We start from the raw sequence: 17,081 nt of genomic DNA, 5'->3' as shown, positions 1-17,081 counted from the left end.
AACAGCCAGGCCGGCCGGGGATTGTCCTAACCCCCGCCAACAGGGACACGAGGCAAGCGATGCAGCCAGAACGGCAGCACCAGAACTGGCGAAGCGAGGCTGGCAGCCGGCTTTGGCTGTCCGGGTTGATCGCGGCCATGGAGCACGCGGAACGGCCCGACGTCCGTCGCCAGCCGGTCGCACCCGAGATCCTGCTGCAGCTGCGCGCCCAACTCGCACTAGCGGCCTCTTCCCGGACCTCCCGGATGTCGATCCTGCGTCACTAGGACCTGGGGTCTATTCACAGGACCTGGGGTCTATTCACCAGCCAGCTTGAGCCTGGGCATGGCCGAGGCCTCACGCGCCCGCAGCCGGGCTTCCTCCCGCTGGATGTAGTCGCGGGTCATCGGCACCACGCCCTGGCGACGGGTCAGCTGGATCTGGAAGTTCATCATGGCTTGCTTGCGGAACGTCATCTCGCAGGCCGCCAGATAGAACTCCCACATCAGGGCGAAGCGCTCGTCGTAGAGCTGCACCGCCTCCTCGCGCCGCGCCATGAAGCGCTCTCGCCAGGCCTTCAGCGTCTCGGCATAGTGCAGGCGCAGAATCTCGATGTCGCAGATCAGGAGGCCCGCTCGCTCGATCGCCGGCAGCACCTCCGACAGGGCGGGGATGTAGCCGCCGGGGAAGATGTATTTGGCGATCCAGGGATTGGTCGAGTCCGGGCCCTGCGAACGGCCGATCGCGTGCAGCAGCATGACGCCGTCCTCGCTCAGCAATTCGGCGCAGCGCTGAAAATAGGCGTCGTAGAATCTTGCCCCGACATGTTCGAACATGCCGACCGAGACGATGCGGTCGAAGGTGCCGTCAATGTCGCGATAATCCTGGAGCTGGAATCTGGCCGAGTCGGTCAGGCCCTTTTCGGCAGCGCGTGCATTGGCGACCTGCAACTGCTCGGTCGACAGCGTGATGCCGGTGAGGTCGGCGCCCGCGATCTCGGCGAGATAGAGCCCGAGGCCGCCCCAGCCGGAGCCGATGTCGAGCACGCGCTGGCCGTCCTTGATGAGAAGCTTCGCAGCAATGTGCCGTTTCTTGGCAAGCTGCGCGTCGTCGAGCGGCATCTCGGGCGTTTCGAAATAGGCGCAGCTATATTGCTTGTCGGCATCGAGAAAGAGCGAATAGAGCCGGCCGTCGAGATCGTAGTGATGGGCGACGTTGTGGCGGGCGCGGGTGCGGGGATTGAACTGCTTCAGGTGCCGCGTCAGGTAGCGCAGGTGCCACCACGGTTTAGCCCAGTGCGGCAATAGGTCAGGTTGATCGAGCAGGATCGCGAGGGCATCAGCTATGGTGCCGCGCTCGACCACGAACTCGCCGTCCATATAGGCCTCGCCGAGCCCGAGCTCGGGATTGATGAGGCTCTTCCGCTCCGCGTCCGCGGTGACGAAGCGCACCGCGACCGGCTCGCCCGAGCCGTCGCCGACGGTGAACTTCGATCCGCTTGCGCTGGTCACCGTCATCGACCCGCGCCGGATGAATTGAGACAGGAATCTACGCAACAAACGGTCCATCGACATTTCCTCTCGAGCGAACCCGAAAAGATGCGACTAACCCGGCCTTCACATCTCACGCCCAGGCGCCGCAGCGGTTCCTATGCGTTTGCATGCAAATCTAGCGAGCCGGTTCCGGCTGCGCTATTGCGCTGTATTCAAAGCCGATATTCGAAAATGGCTTAATCACATCCTTGCGCGCGGAGCCTGCTTCCATTCGCAGCTCAATCGGTTAAAAGGTGACCGCCGCCGCGCCGGAGGCCGGCTGCATTCGCGGAATTCAATGGAGATGATGGGAATGTCGAGCCGAGCGCTCAGCCTCGCGACGGTATTGCTTCTGACCGGCTTCGGTGCGGCCGATACCGTTCTTGCGCAGGCGACGAACCTCGAGGCCGGCAAGACCCCGTCCCAGCTTTTCGCGCAGACCTGCAACGCCTGCCACAAGAGCCCGCGCGGACTCCTGAAGTCCGTGACGCCGGGCTCGTTGCCGGGATTCCTGCGCCAGCACTACACCACGAGCTCGGACATGGCGGGCGTCCTCGCCTCCTACCTGGTCTCCAACGGTGCCACCGACACCCGCTACCAGGCCAAGGACGGCAAGAAGGACGGCGCCAGGGAGAAGGAAGCCAACACCGCTCCGGGCCAGTCGCCTGAGCATCAGGGCCGCCGCCACCGCTCGCAAGAGGCCGCCAGGCCGGAGGGTGAGGGTGCTACTCCGGCCCCCGAGGGCGCGCGCCAGAAGCGCGCGGCGCGACCCGCCGAGGAAGAAGGTGCGAAGCCGGAGGGACAGGCGGCGCCCGAGCCGCGCAAAGGCAAGCGGCGCGCCAAGCCGGGCACTGAGGAATCCCCCAAGGTCGATGCCGCTGCGCCGGCGACCGAGGACAAGAAGAGCGAGCCAAAGCCTGAGGCCGACAGCGGCAAGGCATCCGACAAGGCATCCGAGAAGCCCGTTGAGGCCAGGCCGGACAGCTCAAAGGTCGAAACGCGCGGCAGCGAAGCTCCGGCACTGCGACCCGACCCGGTCCCGCAGGTGGCGCCGGCCGCACCTGCCGCGGCAAAGCCCGCCGAACCGGCGTCGTCCAAGCCGGCGGAAGAGACCGCTTCCAAGCCGGCCGCGCCAGCAGCGAGCCCCGAACCGGCGGCCAGGCCGCAGCAGGACCCGGCACCGCCCGCGACCGCTGCAGCCCCGCCGGCGCCGTCCGGCCCGCCGGTACCGCCGATCTCGCGCTAGTTCCGCTACGTTCTCAGCCCGACATGCGGAGGCCGCTTTCAACGCGGTCTCCGCATCGTATTGACCGTTGCTAGAGTGTTGCTCTAGAGTAATGCTCTAGGAGGGGCGTTGATGGCGGCGAGCGTGCGAGACGATCTGTTGGCAGCCGGGCTGCTGGTGTTCGACCGCGTCGGCTTCGAAGCCGCGACGGTGGCTGCGATCCGCTGCCGGGCCCGCGCCTCCAACGGCAGCTTCTTTCATGCCTTCGGTTCGAAGAAGGAACTCGCCGGTGCGCTGTTCCTGGAGGTCTTGCGGCACTATCACGCCGCGGTGCTGGCCGCGCTCGATCCCGTGCCCGATGCGGAGCAGGGCATCGATCGCCTGATCCGGGCCCATCTCGACTGGGTCGTGACCAGCCGGCGCGAGGCGCGCTACCTCTTCGAGATTTCGCGCAGCGAATGGGGCGAGGACGTGCGCGATGCCCAGCGCGCGCAGAACGCGCGGCTTGCCGAGGGCATCGAGCGCTGGCGTGCGCCGCTGGTTGCAAGCGGCGAGCTTCTGCCGATGACGCCGGTGATGTTCGTCAGCCAGCTCATCGGTCCGGCGCAGATCTTCTGCCGTGCCTTTCTGTCGGGGCGCGACCGCACCGATCCGCGCAGTGAGGCCGACACCCTGATCGCTTGCGCCATTCGTGCGCTGAGGCCACTCGATCGCATCAACAAGCAATAGGGAGAGGCCGCATGCGGGCCGAATCTGATCCGGAATTCGCAGCCGTTGCCGAACGCATCCACGCCAATGTCGGCCGGCAGGGTTTCATGAACCTGGTGGGCGCCGAGCTCTCCGAATTGTCGCGCGGCACCTGCACCATCGCCGTGGAGCGCCGGCCGGAGCTGCTTCAACAGCACGGCTTCTTCCATGGCGGCGTTACCGCCTTCCTGGTCGACAACGCCACGACGATCGCGGCCGCGACCTCGCGCGGCCAGGCGGCGCTGACGGCCGAATACAAGCTCAACCTGTTGTCGCCAGCGGTCGGTGAAAAGCTGATCTGCCGGGCAAAGGTGATCAAGCCGGGCCGGCAGGTCGCTGTGGTTGCGGCCGACGTGTTCTGCGTCAGCGACGGAGTCGAGAAGCATACGGCAACCGCGCTGGCCTCGATCGCGATGCTGAGCGAGGATGTCGCCGGCAAAACCAAAAGCCCGGCCGCCTGAGGCGACCGGGCTTTCTTGTTCGTCATTCCGGGACAGCGCGTCAGCGCTGGACCCGGAATCTCGAGATTCCGGGTTCGATGCTTCGCATCGCCCCGGAATGACGAGCTGGCGTACTTACTTCTCTTCCGCAGCCGGGGCCGGCTCGACGTCCTCGTGCTGGGCGTCCGGATCGAAGAACTCGCCGGCGGCGGCGATCGCCTCGGCGGCCGCATCGCGGTCCTCGTTGCGGGTCGAGATATCCTCGCCGCGGTTGATGCGCTCGGCCTCGTCCTGGCTGCGCGCGACCGTCACGGTGATCTCGACCTCGACCTCGGGGTGAACCGCGACGGTGACGGTGTGCTTGCCAATGGTCTTGATCGGCGCGTCGAGCTGCACCTGCGGACGGTCGAGATGGACGCCGTCGGTCTCGAAGGCGACGACGATGTCGCGCACCGTGACCGAGCCGAACAGCTGGCCGGCTTCGGAAGCCTGGCGGATCACGATGATGTTCTTGCCTTCGATCTTCTCGGCGACCTTGGACGCTTCGCCCTTGGCCTTGAGGTTGCGGGCCTCGAGCTCGGCCTTCATGCCGTCATACTTGGCCCGGTTGTCGGCGGTGGCGCGCAGCGCCTTGCCGCGCTTGAGCAGGAAATTGCGAGCGTAGCCGTCGCGAACCTTCACGACTTCGCCCATCTGGCCGAGCTTGTTTACGCGTTCCAGTAAGATGACTTCCATATTCGTTCTCCTCTTGAAGTGCTCTGTAGGTTTCAGTTTCGGGTGACTTAAGGGGTCGGCAGTGGGGGCGGCTGCCGGCTGCGCAGGAAGCGCTCGCGAAAGCCGAACACGGCATCCGCAAGACCGAGGATGACCATCGCGATCACGGGCCATCCGAACACGACGACGACGGCGTAGGTCGAGCCGAGCCAGAATGTGCGGCTCTTCAGCGCGAGCGTCAGCGTATGCAGCACGGCGAAACCGGTCAGCGCATAGGCCATCATCAGCGCGGCCGTCGCGATCTGCGCGACGATGGCAAGCAGCCCGCCGGTGAAGCAGAAGGCGAGCGCGATGCAGAGCGCCACCAGGGTCATCGGCGGCAGCTCGGCCGCCATCAGATCCGGCCAGGGACGGCGCAGCCGGCCCGACGTCGCGGTCACCTTGGCGCTGAGCCAGAGGTTGAGAGTCAGCGTCATCATCGCGATGATCGTGGCGCCGGCCGGTACCATGCGCACCAGCGCGTCGACGAGCTGGCTGGCTTCGCCCGAGGTCTGCGGGTCGGTGGTGCGGAGGAGGCGCATCAGCCCGCGCCGCAGCGTGCCGGTGATGGTCTCGGCGTCGCTGCCGAGCGTGAGCAGCGCGGCCATCGTGGTCAGCGTGGCGAAGCCTGCGATCCAGAGCAGGAGGCGGCCGACCGGATACCACTCGATCCCGGGTTCCGGCGGCGATTTGGCGGAGGCGGCGTCCGGCGCGAGACTTCCCACCGGCCGACCGAGCAGGGCGAGATGGCCGAGCCACCAGGCCGGCAACGCGACGGTGACGGCGAAGGCGATGCAGTAGGGCAGGCCGAACAGGGCGCCGAGGCCGATCGCGGCGGCAATGCCGCCGAGGCTGGCGCAAAGCGGTCCCCAGCCGATCGCGGCGACCATCAGCGGCAGCGGTGCGAGATAAAACAGGACGAGCGAGATCATCGCGCCCGAGATGATCGAGGCGAACATCAGGGCCGACGCGGCGCCGGCGATCAGGGCAATGAGTCCAAATGCCATCATCAGCTGTCCCGCTCCCTTCGAGCGGTTAGAGGCGTCGTTTGCCCCAACCATCGGCGACCGGACGACCCGGAAGCCTTATGAGTTCAGAAAGTCACGACCGGCGGCCCAGCGGCCGCCGGTCGAATTGGTCGTATCAGCGAATGACGTAGGGCAGCAGGCCCAGGAAGCGCGTGCGCTTGATGGCGCGGGCGAGTTCACGCTGCTTCTTTGCGGACACCGCCGTGATGCGGCTCGGCACGATCTTGCCGCGCTCGGAGACGTAACGCATCAGCAGCTTGGAGTCCTTGTAGTCGATCTTCGGCGCATTGGCGCCCGTGAACGGGCAGCTCTTGCGACGACGGAAAAACGGGCGACGTGCACCAGCTTCAGCCATTGGTCTTACTCCCCATCCGTGGTTTCAGCTTCGTCGCGCGGACGACGCGGACCGCGATCGCCGCGGAAACCGCCCTCGCGGTCGCCCCGGAAGCCGCCTTCGCGCTCGCCGCGGAAGCCGCCGCCACGATCGTCACGCTCGCGATCACGATCGGCCTTGCGCATCATCGCGGACGGGCCTTCCTCGAGCTCCTCGACGCGGACGCTGAGATAGCGGATCACGTCTTCGCTGATGCGCTCCTGGCGCTCGATCTCGGCGATCGCCGCGGACGGCGCGTCGATGTTGAGCAGCACGAAGTGCGCCTTGCGGTTCTTGTTCATGCGGTAGGTGAGGGAGCGTACGCCCCAATTCTCGGTCTTGGTGACCTTGCCGCCGAGGCCTTCGACGATGCCGGTCATCTGCGCCGTCAGCTCTTCGACCTGCTGCGGGCTCGCGTCCTGGCGCGCAAGAAAAACATGCTCGTAAAGAGGCATGGAAGTCCTTTCCTCATGTTGGCGCATCGCCCGGCGTCAAGCCCTTAAGAGACCTTCGGAAAGGACTCTGGGATGAAGCTCAGAAGGCGGAAACACGGGACGACGGGCCGACTGGCCCTGCCACACCAAAATCACGAATGATTTGCTGAGACCGTCCGTTCAGCTCCCGGCCGGGGTCTGCGGATGCGCGCCTTATACGGATTTTGGCCGGCTTTGCAAGTTTGGGAGCCAGGTTTCGGCCCGGATCCCGCGCCGGCGAAACCGGACCATCCTCCCATACCATATCCGCTTGACCCATTTGTTTGTATGTCATACAAATAAATCGACGCGGAGGACCCTCCATGGCAGAAGCCTCGGCCGACGGGCCGCTCGAGGCGGCAGGCGACCCCAAGCACGCCGCGCGCGCGACGCGCTCGGCCGGCCGAAAAATGCGGTCGTTGCTCCTGGATGCCGCGAGCCCGCTGTTTCGGGAGCGGGGGCTGTCCGGCACGGCAATCACCGACATCGCGGCCGCCGCGGACGCGTTCCCGAGCCAGATCACCTATTACTTCCGCACCAAGGAGGCGCTGTTTGTCGAATGCGCCTGCCGCGATCTGCTTTATCTGGCGCGTGCCACCGAGCAGGCGGCGCTGAGGGCGCGGACGCCGCGGGAATATACCCACGCGCTGGCCGCGACGGTCACGGCGAGCGATTCGGTCGCTTTCTTCGCGGAAGCGCTGACATTGACGCGTCGTCGTCAGGATCTCGCACCGCTGGTCGAGCGGACCATCGAGCGCCTGCACGGCGAAGGCGCGCGCGCCTATGCCAGCCAGGTGGCGCGGCACGGCTGGCGCTCCCTGCGCGCGCCCGACGAAAGCTCGCGGCGGTTCTGGGCCGTCGCCATCGGCGTCATTCTCGAAGGCTACGCCATGGGCCGTTCGCCCGAGGAACTCTGCGCCGAGATGCTGCGCGTGCTGGGCGAGCAGGCGAAATCCACCGGCGACACCGCCCGCCTGCGTCTCGTCGAGGAGGCCGGCGAATCCAGCGATTCGAATGGAGAGGGTTAGGCCATGACCGCGCTTCGCATGCGTGCCCGCGATTTCCTGACCGACCGTCAATTGGCCGACGTGCGCCAGCGCGTGACATGGAAAGGTGTTGCGCTGATCGCGCACGCCTGGGCGCTGATATCAGGAGCGATCGCCCTGGTCGCGTGGTGGCCCAATCCGATCACCTACGTCCTGGCCGTCGCCATCATCGGCTCGCGCCAGCTCGGCCTTGCGATCCTGATGCATGACGGTGCTCATGGCTGCCTGTCCGCCGACGAGAAGACCAATCTGGCGCTGAGCCAGTGGTTCTGCGCCTATCCGCTGTTTGCGGAGACGCGCAGCTACCGGCGCTATCACCTGCAGCATCATGCGCGCACCCAGCAGGAGGACGATCCCGATCTCGTGCTGTCGGCGCCGTTTCCGATCACCAGGCTGAGCTATCGCCGCAAGTTCATTCGCGACATCACCGGCCAGACCGGCTACCAGCAGCGCAAGGCGCAACTGCTCAACGCGCTTGGGCCAAAGGACTGGCCGTGGCGGCAGCGTGCGGCGCATTTCTGGGAGAAGCTTGGCCCGCAATGCATCGTCAACGCGATCATGTTTGCGGCGCTCGCTGCGGCCGGCGTGTGGTGGGCCTATCCGCTGCTATGGCTGGTGCCGCTCCTGACCTGGATGATGGTCATCACCCGCATTCGCAACATCGCAGAGCACGCCGTCGTCCCCGATAGCAGCGATCCCCTGCGCAACACCCGCACCACGCATGCCAATTTCCTCGAGCGCCTGTTCATCGCGCCGTACTACGTGAACTATCACCTCGAGCATCATCTCTTGTTCTACGTGCCCTGCTACAATCTGCCGAAGGTGCATCGCCTCCTCAGTGCGAGCCGGTATGCCGGCCGCATGGAAGTGCAGCCGAATTACGCGGCGGTGCTGCGGCTGGCGACGGCCAGGCCGAACCGCGAGGATCGGCCGGGGCAACTCGTCAACAGTGCGCGCCGCGCGCAGGCCGGGGCGGAGGTCGATGCCAACCAGACCGCCGGCGGGTTCTGAGGGGGCGCATTCCACGTTGAATGCTGGTCGAAGCCCCCATCTCGGCTTGACAGTGCAGCCCCGGACGGTGTCTACGGCCCCCTTTGGAGCATGATCCGGAACCATGGCCTAAGGCCGTGCGCAATCGGCTGCCGGTTCTCGCAGGGACCATGCCCGACAAGCAGGGAGCGCCGATGACGGCTGCATTCACATTTCCTGGGCAGGGTTCCCAGGCCGTCGGCATGGGCAAGGCCCTGGCCGACGCCTTTCCGGTGGCGCGCGCCGTGTTCGACGAGGTCGATGCCGCGCTTGGCGAGAAGTTGACGGCCACCATCTGGGAGGGCCCGGCCGAAACCCTTCAGCTCACCGAGAATGCCCAGCCGGCGCTGATGGCGGTGTCTGTCGCCACGCTGCGCGTGCTAGAGGCCGAGGCCGGTTTTTCCGTGGGACGAGATGCGGCCTTCGTCGCCGGTCATTCGCTTGGTGAATATTCGGCGCTGGCCGCGGCCGGCAGCCTGACGGTTTCGGATACCGCCCGTCTGCTTCGCACGCGCGGTCTCGCAATGCAAAAGGCCGTCCCGGTCGGCGTCGGCGCGATGGCTGCGCTGCTCGGTCTCGACTATGAAGCCGCCATGGAGGTCGCGGGCGAGGCGGCGCAAGGGCAGGTCTGCCAGGCCGCCAACGACAATGGCGGCGGCCAGGTGGTGGTCTCGGGCGACAAGGCCGCGGTCGATCGCGCCGTCGAGATCGCCAAGGCCAAGGGTGCCAAGCGCGCGATGCTGCTGCCGGTGTCCGCGCCGTTCCATTGCAAGCTGATGCAGCCGGCTGCGGACGCCATGGCGGCCGCGCTGGCCAAGGTCACGATCAAGGCGCCGGCCGCGCCGCTGGTGTCGAACGTGCTGGCGAGCGCCATCACCGATCCCGACGAGATCCGCCGCCGCCTGGTCGAGCAGGTCACCGGCACGGTGCGCTGGCGCGAGTCGGTCGCTTACATGGCCGGGCAGGGCGTCAACCGCTTCTTCGAGATCGGCGCCGGCAAGGTGCTGACAGGTCTCGTCAAGCGCATCGCGGACGGTGCCGTGGGCGTTGCGGTCGGCGGTCCGAACGATATTGCCGCCGCCAAGGATGCATTGGCCGCTGCGAAGCAGGCTTGAAGCGCGATGGATGGTCGTCGCGCTTGAGTTATCGAGTTGACGCACGATCTTTCCGGAGAACCGCTGCGCATTTTTCCGGGTCGTGCTTTGGAGGAGTTATCGATGTTCGATCTGACTGGCCGAAAGGCGCTCGTCACCGGCGCGACCGGCGGCATCGGCGGCGCGATTGCGCAGGCGCTGCATGCGCAGGGCGCCACCGTCGCGATATCGGGGACGCGCAAGGAAGTGCTGGACGAGCTTGCGGGCAAGCTCGGCGAGCGCGCCCATGTGCTGCCCTGCAATCTTTCCAAGGCCGACGAGGTCGAGGCGCTGGTGCCGGCTGCGGAAGCTGCGATGGGCCAGGTCGACATTCTCGTCGCCAACGCGGGCATCACGCGCGACAACCTCTTCGTGCAACTCCGTGACGAGGACTGGGACGAGGTCATCAATGTCAATCTGACCGCGACCTTCCGCCTGGCGCGCGCCGCGACCAAGCTGATGATGCGCAAGCGCTTCGGCCGCATCATCGCCATCACCTCGGTGGTCGGTGTCACCGGCAATCCAGGGCAGGGCAATTATACTGCGTCGAAGGCAGGCCTGATCGGCATGATCAAGACGCTGGGTGCCGAATACGCCAAGCGTGGCGTCACCGCGAACTGCATCGCGCCCGGCTTCATCAAGACGCCGATGACGGATGCGCTCAACGACAAGCAGCGTGAAACGATTCTAACCAAGGTTCCGGCCGCCCGCCTGGGGACGCCCGAAGACATTGCGGCAGCCGCGGTCTACCTGAGTTCGAACGAAGCATCCTATGTCACCGGGCAGACCATCCACGTCAACGGCGGCATGGCCATGATCTGACGCCTCGTGCCGCACTGCCGTCAAGGCGGTGCTGGATGCCGGATGCGGCAAACGGCCGTTTCCGGAGCGAAATGAGGCTTGTAGTCAAGGCAATTGAAGTATGATAACCGGACCTTCAACGGATGGGCAAAGAACGCCATTGCAGGTTTTTGAAACCCTGTATATTGGCGATGCGGAGCCTTTGGCCGTCGTTCGCCGGCCTGCATCGGTTAGGATGGGCCAAATCAAGTTCGTAAGCGAAGGCAGTCAAACGACCACGACGGCTCGTATCGTCCCGGGGGGTCGGGTCTACAGGGAACAACACGAGGTTAAGCAATGAGTGACATTGGCGAGCGGGTTAAGAAGATCGTGGTCGAACACCTTGGTGTTGAGCCCGAGAAGGTTGTCGACAACGCGAGCTTCATCGACGACCTCGGCGCCGACAGTCTGGATACCGTCGAGCTGGTGATGGCGTTCGAGGAGGAATTCGGTTGCGAGATTCCGGACGACGCTGCGGAAACGATTCTCACCGTCGGCGACGCCACGAAGTTTCTCGAGAAGAACGCGAAGAGCTAAGCTCTTCTATTTTCGCGGGGACAACATTGAAACCGGACGGGCCGCTTCGCAGCGGTCAGCCGGTTTCTTGTTATTGGCCGTGAGTCTTTCGATGCGGAGTTTTCGGATATGAGGCGGGTTGTCGTCACTGGTCTCGGCATGGTGTCGCCGCTCGGCTGCGGCGTCGAACCGACCTGGAAACGCATCCTCAACGGCGAAAGCGGCGCGCGCCCGATCGAGAGCTTCGACGTCTCCGATCTTCAGACAAAATACGCATGCACCGTCGTGCGCGGCGACGGCACCAACGGCACCTTCAATCCCGACAAGTGGATGGAGCCGAAGGACCAGCGCAAGGTCGACGATTTCATCATCTTCGGCATGGCGGCGGCCGGCCAGGCGCTCGACGACGCCAACTGGCATCCCGCGACTGAAGAGGACAAGTGCGCGACGGGCACCATGATCGGGTCCGGCATCGGCGGTCTCAACGGCATTGCCGAAACCGCTATCCTCCTGAAGGAGCGCGGACCGCGCCGGGTGTCGCCGTTCTTCATTCCGGGCCGCCTGATCAATCTCGCCTCCGGCTACGTCTCGATCGCGCACGGGCTGAAGGGACCGAACCATGCCGTGGTCACGGCCTGCTCGACCGGCGCACATGCGGTCGGCGATGCTGCCCGCCTGATCGCACTCGGCGATGCCGATGTGATGGTCGCAGGCGGCGCCGAGTCGCCGATCAGCCGCATCGGCATTGCCGGCTTCAACGCCGCGCGCGCGCTCTCGACCGGTTTCAACGAGACGCCCGAGAAGGCCTCGCGTCCCTACGACAAGGACCGCGATGGTTTCGTGATGGGCGAGGGCGCCGGCGTCCTCGTGCTGGAAGAGCTCGATCACGCCAGGCGCCGCGGCGCCAGGATCTACGCCGAGGTGATCGGCTATGGCCTCTCGGGCGACGCCTATCACATCACCTCGCCGTCGCCCGACGGCGATGGCGGCTTCCGCAGCATGTTGGCGGCGCTGAAGCGCGCCGGCCTCACGCCGTCCGATCTCGACTACATCAACGCGCACGGCACCTCGACGCCGCTCGGCGACGAGATCGAGCTCGGCGCGGTCGAGCGTCTGCTCGGCAATGCCGCTTCCAAGGTTGCGATGTCCTCGACCAAGTCGTCGACCGGCCATCTCCTCGGCGCGGCCGGTGCGATCGAAGCGATCTTCGCGATTCTCGCGATTCGCGATAACGTCGTGCCGCCAACGATTAACCTCGACAATCCCTCTGTCGAGACTGCGATTGATCTCGTGCCGCACAAGTCGAAGGAGCGTGAGGTCAACGTCGCGTTATCGAACTCTTTTGGTTTTGGCGGTACCAATGCGTCGGTGATCTTCCGCCGCTTGGCCAGTTAGTTTGCGTTTGAGACGAAACCACCGTTTTGCCGCATTCGGCGATAGTCATGGACGTGGGCGCGTGCATTTTGGCAGGGCAAGCGATTGTCGGCCGCGATTGAACCGGCAGGATTCAGGTTGTCTCGATGAGTGAAAGGCCGCCCATTTCACCGCGGAGTCCGCGGGCAGCGCTCGAGCCCGAGCAGCTCCCGCCGCCGCCCAAGCGGTCGGACCGCGCGCGCAATCCGCTCGTGATCGTCGGCAACGCCATCATCACCCTTCTGCTGATCACCATGCTCGGCGCCGGCGGCGTCTATTATTATGGCCGGCAGTTGCTGGAAGCACCCGGGCCGCTTACGGAGGACAAGATCGTCAACATCCCGCAGCGCGCGGGCAAGCGTGACATCGCCGAGACGCTGAACAGGGAAGGGGTGACCGACATCAATCCCTGGGTGTTCATCGCCAGCGTCGCCGCGTTGAAGGCGAGTTCGGACCTCAAGCCGGGTGAGTATTCGTTCCAGAAGAACGCGTCGCTGCGCGACGTCATCGCCACCATCGTCGAGGGCAAGGTGGTGCAGCATGCCGTCACGATTCCGGAAGGTCTTACCTCCGAGCAGATCGTGGCGCGGCTCTCCGACAACGACATCTTCACCGGCAGCGTGCGCGAGCTGCCGCGCGAAGGCACGCTGTTGCCGGAGACCTACAAGTTCCCGCGCGGCACACCGCGCGAGCAGGTGGTCCAGCGCATGCAGCAGGCGCACAAGCGCGTGCTCGCCGAGATCTGGGAGCGCCGCAATCCGGACATTCCGGTCAAGACGCCGGAGCAGCTGGTCACGCTGGCGTCCATCGTCGAAAAGGAAACCGGCAAGCCCGACGAGCGCAGCCGGGTCGCCGCGGTGTTCGTCAACCGATTGAAGCAGAGGATCAAGCTGCAGTCCGATCCGACGATCATCTACGGCCTCGTCGGCGGCAAGGGCACGCTGGGCCGGCCGATCAAGCGCAGCGAGATCACGCAGCCCTCGCCCTACAACACCTATGTGATCGAGGGCCTGCCGCCGGGCCCGATCTCCAATCCGGGTCGGGCCTCGCTCGAGGCCGCCGCCAATCCAGCCCGCACCCGCGACCTCTATTTCGTCGCGGACGGCACCGGCGGGCATGCCTTCACAGAGACCTACGACGCGCATCAGAAGAACGTCGCGAAGCTCCGCGCGATGGAAAAGCAGATCCAGAACGACACGGTCGAGCCGGCCGAGGAGGCGCAGCCGCCGGCAGGTAGCGCTCCGGCGGCCGCCGATACGCCGACCGCGACCACGCCGGCGCGGCCGAACCAGCAGAAGAAGCCGCCGGCCACTCGCCCCGCCAATCCCGCGCCGGCCCGGCAGGGCGCGGTGCAGTCCTCGCCGCCGGTGGTCCAGCGCTAGACTTGCGGACCTTGCCTGCGGACATTGCGGATTCCACTTTCCGGCAAAATAGTCTTAAGATTCGCGTGGCTTGATAGCCTCGCGAATCCCGTGTTCCTGGAGAATCTGAACCGATGGCCCTGTCGTCCATGACCGGCTTTGCCCGAAGCCACGGCGCGAGCGGGCCTTACACGTTCGAATGGGAATTGAAGTCGGTCAACGCCAAGGGGTTTGACCTCAGGGTGCGGCTGCCGCAGGGCTTCGAGGAGCTGGAGGCCCATGCCAAGAAACACGCCGGCGAGCTTCTGTCGCGCGGGACGGTCTACGCCAATCTCAACGTCAAGCGCACCAATGCGGCCGCCACGGTCCGCATCAACGAGGACGTGCTCAATGCGGTCCTCAAGGCCGCCGCGCTGATCTCCGGCAAGGTCGACGCGGTGGCGCCGAGCATCGACGGCCTGCTCGCCATCAAGGGCGTGGTCGAGATCGCCGAGCCCGAGGGCGACGAGGAGGAGGACAAGGCCGCGCGTGTCGCCGCGGCCGAAGCCTTCAACAGGGCGCTCGCCGACCTCGTCGAGATGCGCAAGCGCGAGGGGATTTCGCTTGGCCAGATCCTGACCCAGCGTGTCGACGAGATCGAGCAGCTTGCGAGAAAGGCCGAAGCTGCGCCGGGCCGCAAGCCTGAGGCAATCAAGGCCAGGCTCGCCGAGCAGATCGCAACCCTGCTCGACACCTCGGACCGGTTCGATTCCGACCGCCTGATGCAGGAGGCGATCCTGATCGCCACCAAGGCCGACATCCGCGAGGAGCTCGACCGCATCGCTTCCCACATCGCGCAGGCGCGCGAATTGATCGGCAAGGGCGGCCCGATCGGACGCAAGCTCGATTTCCTCGCGCAGGAGTTTCACCGCGAGGTCAACACCTGCTGCTCGAAGTCGAACGACATCGAGCTGACCAACACGGGGCTGGCCATGAAGAACGTGGTCGAGCAGTTCCGCGAGCAGGTCCAGAATCTGGAGTGATCGATGACGACGGGCGGTCACGGAACTGACGGTGTCGAGCGGCGCGGATTGATGTTCGTGCTGTCCTCGCCCTCGGGCGCGGGCAAGACGACACTGTCCCGGCTCCTGATCGAGCGGATGCCGGGCCTCAGGATGTCGGTCTCCGCCACCACGCGCGCCAAGCGCCCCGGCGAGGTCGACGGGCGCGACTATCTGTTCGTCGACAAGGCCAGGTTCGACGCCATGGTGAAGGGCGACGAGCTGCTGGAATGGGCGACCGTGTTCGACAACAGCTACGGCACGCCGCGCGCGCCGGTCGAAGCGGCGCTGTCGGCCGGGCAGGACGTGCTGTTCGACATCGACTGGCAAGGTACGCAGCAGCTGCGCGAGAAGGCGCGCGCCGACGTCGTCAGCGTCTTCATCCTGCCGCCCTCGGCCAGCGATCTCGAGAAGCGCCTGCATTCGCGCGCACAGGATTCCGACGAGGTGATCCGCAAGCGCATGAGCCGCGCAAGTCACGAGATGAGCCACTGGGCCGAGTACGACTACATCGTGATCAACCACGACATCGACGAGGCCTTCGCCGAGGTGCAGTCGATCCTGAAGGCCGAGCGCCTCAAGCGCGAGCGGCGGATCGGCCTCGCAGGCTTCGTGCGAAGTTTGCAAGGTCAGCTTCAAGGTTAGGCCGCGACAGGCGCGGCCCTTCCTTCGCCAGCTGTTCCAGCATCGTCGTGATGACGTCGACATCGACGGCATCGTCGTCTCGACCTGCCGGTGCGTGATCGCGATCCTCGCCGATCTCGTTGGCGGTGAGCTGGGGAGCTGCCACGGTCTCGATTTGCTTGCCGACCACCTTCATCTCGACCTTGTCGCTCTTGACCTCGACAGGTTCTGCGGCCGGGGCGGCGGCCCTTTGCCTGCGCGCGTCGATCAGCTCGATCTCGCGGCCGATCGCGGCAAGTTTTGTCCCTCGTTGTTTCGGCTGCGGACGTACCGCATCGAAGTCGATGGGGTGAGGCGGCTGGGCGCCGGCCGGCGTTGAAGCGAGCCAGGGCGCACGGCTTCCGTCCTCGTCCTGCATCTCCCGATCGCCCCAATGTCTTTGACGGTCGGCGGATTGGAGGCGGACGCGCGCGCCGGCGAAGCGGTAGATGACGCTGCCGAGGATTCCGGCAAGCGCCAGCGCGCCGCCGATCACGAGCAGCAGCGTCTGGAGCGAGCCGGTCGGCTTGTCGGTCGTGCTGTCTGCCGCAGCGAGCGCCACTGGCGACGGGGATTTCGACGGCTTTGCGCCCGGCTGCGTGGGTGCTGCGACGGCGGTTGGTGCCGGCGGAGCGGACGCGGTGGAGACATCGGGCCAGGGCGCGGCGGCGGGTTGCTGCGCGTTGCCGTCGGCGGTCTGCTCCGCGGCTGGTTGGACCGGTCTTGCGGCGGCGGCTTGCGCGGGGGCGTTCGGCGTCTTCGGGGCGGCGCTGCTCCGCGGCGTCGGATATTCGGCGCGCGCGTCCTGCACAGCGTATTGCTGCGGCGCCGGCGCATCCGCCTGCGGGGTATCGCTCGGAGCCTGCGCGGTTTGTGCGGTTTTCGCGCTGTCCTTGTCGCCGGCGGCACGCAGGTACCAGCATTGCCGCTTGGTCGTGCGTTCGAGGCGGTAGTACCAGTGCTGTCCCTGCGGCGCGGCGCCCTTTGGCGCTGCGAGGCAGTCGGAAGCCGTGCTGGCAGCGCTCGATGGGGCCGGCGCGTTCTGCGACACGGCAGCCAGCGGTGCGCCGGCAATGATGCTACCAACTAGCGCAGATACGAATTTTGCGGTTCGGTTGCCCATCCTGGTCTCCCGGTTACGCATGACGCAACTCTCAACCAGCCCTTTCTCGTCAAAGAGTTGGGTGGCAATGAGCCGCAAATCCGGAGAGGATGTGGCTTGAATCGGGCCTGTGGCGCGATCGTTCCGCCGCGATGTCAGCCTTTTCGGCCTTACTGCTTGGCTGAAGTCCAGGTTCCGCCGCAGCCGTCGGAGCGACGCCACGTCCCGGACCCGCTGCCGCCGCCGAGACGGCCGGAGCCCGTGAAGGTCACGCCATCGCCTTGACCGACTGTCCTGACGGCGCCGCTCGGGCTGACGGTACCGCTGACCCCCTGGCCGATGACCTTGCCCGAGGAGACGACGACCGCACCGGACGTGGTGCCACCGC

General features: G+C 65.9%; 19 protein-coding genes. 13 read left to right on the top strand and 6 right to left on the bottom strand.

The window, feature by feature from the left end; all coding sequences use genetic code 11:
* Positions 1–59: 59 nt before the first annotated feature.
* Complete coding sequence (locus AC1RQP_RS05080; RefSeq protein ID WP_492936119.1) at positions 60–266, top strand: transcriptional regulator; 207 nt, start codon at positions 60–62, stop codon at positions 264–266.
* Between the two features lie 30 nt (positions 267–296).
* Here the strand turns inward: AC1RQP_RS05080 and AC1RQP_RS05075 are convergent, their stop codons facing one another.
* A complete protein-coding gene (locus tag AC1RQP_RS05075; protein ID WP_492936118.1) occupies positions 297–1,547 on the bottom strand; it encodes a cyclopropane fatty acid synthase in 1,251 nt (416 codons plus the stop codon).
* 277 nt (positions 1,548–1,824) lie between these two features.
* On the opposite strand from AC1RQP_RS05075, the gene AC1RQP_RS05070 reads away from it, so the two are divergent.
* The 3 genes from AC1RQP_RS05070 (at position 1,825) to AC1RQP_RS05060 (ending at position 3,944) form a co-directional block, all read left to right on the top strand.
* Positions 1,825–2,757: a hypothetical protein gene (locus tag AC1RQP_RS05070; protein ID WP_492936117.1), complete on the top strand. Its 933-nt coding sequence runs from the start codon at positions 1,825–1,827 to the stop codon at positions 2,755–2,757.
* A gap of 111 nt (positions 2,758–2,868) precedes the next feature.
* Entirely contained in the window at positions 2,869–3,465 is a 597-nt protein-coding gene (locus AC1RQP_RS05065; RefSeq protein ID WP_492936116.1) for a TetR/AcrR family transcriptional regulator, read from the top strand.
* Between the two features lie 11 nt (positions 3,466–3,476).
* Positions 3,477–3,944, top strand: coding sequence for a PaaI family thioesterase (locus AC1RQP_RS05060; protein ID WP_492936115.1), 468 nt, complete (start codon positions 3,477–3,479; stop codon positions 3,942–3,944).
* A 114-nt stretch (positions 3,945–4,058) separates the two neighbouring features.
* Here the strand turns inward: AC1RQP_RS05060 and rplI are convergent, their stop codons facing one another.
* From rplI to rpsF, 4 genes are all read right to left on the bottom strand, one after another.
* Positions 4,059–4,658, bottom strand: coding sequence for a 50S ribosomal protein L9 (rplI, locus tag AC1RQP_RS05055; protein ID WP_492936114.1), 600 nt, complete (start codon positions 4,656–4,658; stop codon positions 4,059–4,061).
* Positions 4,659–4,705: 47 nt separating this feature from the next.
* Positions 4,706–5,686 carry a DUF2232 domain-containing protein gene (locus AC1RQP_RS05050; RefSeq protein WP_239623231.1) on the bottom strand — a complete coding sequence of 327 codons (981 nt, stop codon included), beginning with the start codon at positions 5,684–5,686 and terminating at the stop codon, positions 4,706–4,708.
* 133 nt (positions 5,687–5,819) lie between these two features.
* A complete protein-coding gene (gene rpsR / locus AC1RQP_RS05045) occupies positions 5,820–6,059 on the bottom strand; it encodes a 30S ribosomal protein S18 (protein ID WP_492936113.1) in 240 nt (79 codons plus the stop codon).
* A 5-nt stretch (positions 6,060–6,064) separates the two neighbouring features.
* Positions 6,065–6,532, bottom strand: coding sequence for a 30S ribosomal protein S6 (rpsF, locus tag AC1RQP_RS05040; protein WP_024338128.1), 468 nt, complete (start codon positions 6,530–6,532; stop codon positions 6,065–6,067).
* Positions 6,533–6,873: 341 nt separating this feature from the next.
* On the opposite strand from rpsF, the gene AC1RQP_RS05035 reads away from it, so the two are divergent.
* The 9 genes from AC1RQP_RS05035 (at position 6,874) to gmk (ending at position 15,573) form a co-directional block, all read left to right on the top strand.
* Positions 6,874–7,578 (top strand): TetR/AcrR family transcriptional regulator C-terminal domain-containing protein, encoded by a 705-nt coding sequence (locus AC1RQP_RS05035; protein ID WP_239623232.1) that lies wholly within the window; start codon positions 6,874–6,876, stop codon positions 7,576–7,578.
* 3 nt (positions 7,579–7,581) lie between these two features.
* Positions 7,582–8,607: a fatty acid desaturase family protein gene (locus AC1RQP_RS05030; protein WP_492936112.1), complete on the top strand. Its 1,026-nt coding sequence runs from the start codon at positions 7,582–7,584 to the stop codon at positions 8,605–8,607.
* 173 nt (positions 8,608–8,780) lie between these two features.
* On the top strand, positions 8,781–9,740 hold the full coding sequence (gene fabD / locus AC1RQP_RS05025; RefSeq protein ID WP_492936111.1) for an ACP S-malonyltransferase: 960 nt from the start codon (positions 8,781–8,783) through the stop codon (positions 9,738–9,740).
* 102 nt (positions 9,741–9,842) lie between these two features.
* Positions 9,843–10,580 carry a 3-oxoacyl-[acyl-carrier-protein] reductase gene (fabG, locus tag AC1RQP_RS05020; protein WP_027574176.1) on the top strand — a complete coding sequence of 246 codons (738 nt, stop codon included), beginning with the start codon at positions 9,843–9,845 and terminating at the stop codon, positions 10,578–10,580.
* A gap of 315 nt (positions 10,581–10,895) precedes the next feature.
* A complete protein-coding gene (locus tag AC1RQP_RS05015; RefSeq protein WP_008551805.1) occupies positions 10,896–11,135 on the top strand; it encodes an acyl carrier protein in 240 nt (79 codons plus the stop codon).
* 108 nt (positions 11,136–11,243) lie between these two features.
* Positions 11,244–12,509 carry a beta-ketoacyl-ACP synthase II gene (gene fabF, locus AC1RQP_RS05010; protein ID WP_492936110.1) on the top strand — a complete coding sequence of 422 codons (1,266 nt, stop codon included), beginning with the start codon at positions 11,244–11,246 and terminating at the stop codon, positions 12,507–12,509.
* 125 nt (positions 12,510–12,634) lie between these two features.
* A complete protein-coding gene (gene mltG / locus AC1RQP_RS05005) occupies positions 12,635–13,909 on the top strand; it encodes an endolytic transglycosylase MltG (RefSeq protein WP_239623236.1) in 1,275 nt (424 codons plus the stop codon).
* Positions 13,910–14,022: 113 nt separating this feature from the next.
* Positions 14,023–14,910 carry a YicC/YloC family endoribonuclease gene (locus AC1RQP_RS05000; RefSeq protein WP_492936109.1) on the top strand — a complete coding sequence of 296 codons (888 nt, stop codon included), beginning with the start codon at positions 14,023–14,025 and terminating at the stop codon, positions 14,908–14,910.
* A 3-nt stretch (positions 14,911–14,913) separates the two neighbouring features.
* Complete coding sequence (gene gmk, locus AC1RQP_RS04995) at positions 14,914–15,573, top strand: guanylate kinase (RefSeq protein WP_239623238.1); 660 nt, start codon at positions 14,914–14,916, stop codon at positions 15,571–15,573.
* Here gmk and AC1RQP_RS04990 read toward each other — a convergent pair.
* Positions 15,506–16,714, bottom strand: coding sequence for a hypothetical protein (locus AC1RQP_RS04990; protein ID WP_492936108.1), 1,209 nt, complete (start codon positions 16,712–16,714; stop codon positions 15,506–15,508). The genes gmk and AC1RQP_RS04990 overlap by 68 nt on opposite strands.
* Positions 16,715–17,081 lie beyond the last annotated feature (367 nt).

The organism is Bradyrhizobium sp. GW821-FHT13H06 (assembly GCF_058803975.1).
The sequence above is the reverse complement of the archived record's forward strand: the minus strand, read 5'-3'. Positions and strand labels throughout refer to the sequence as shown.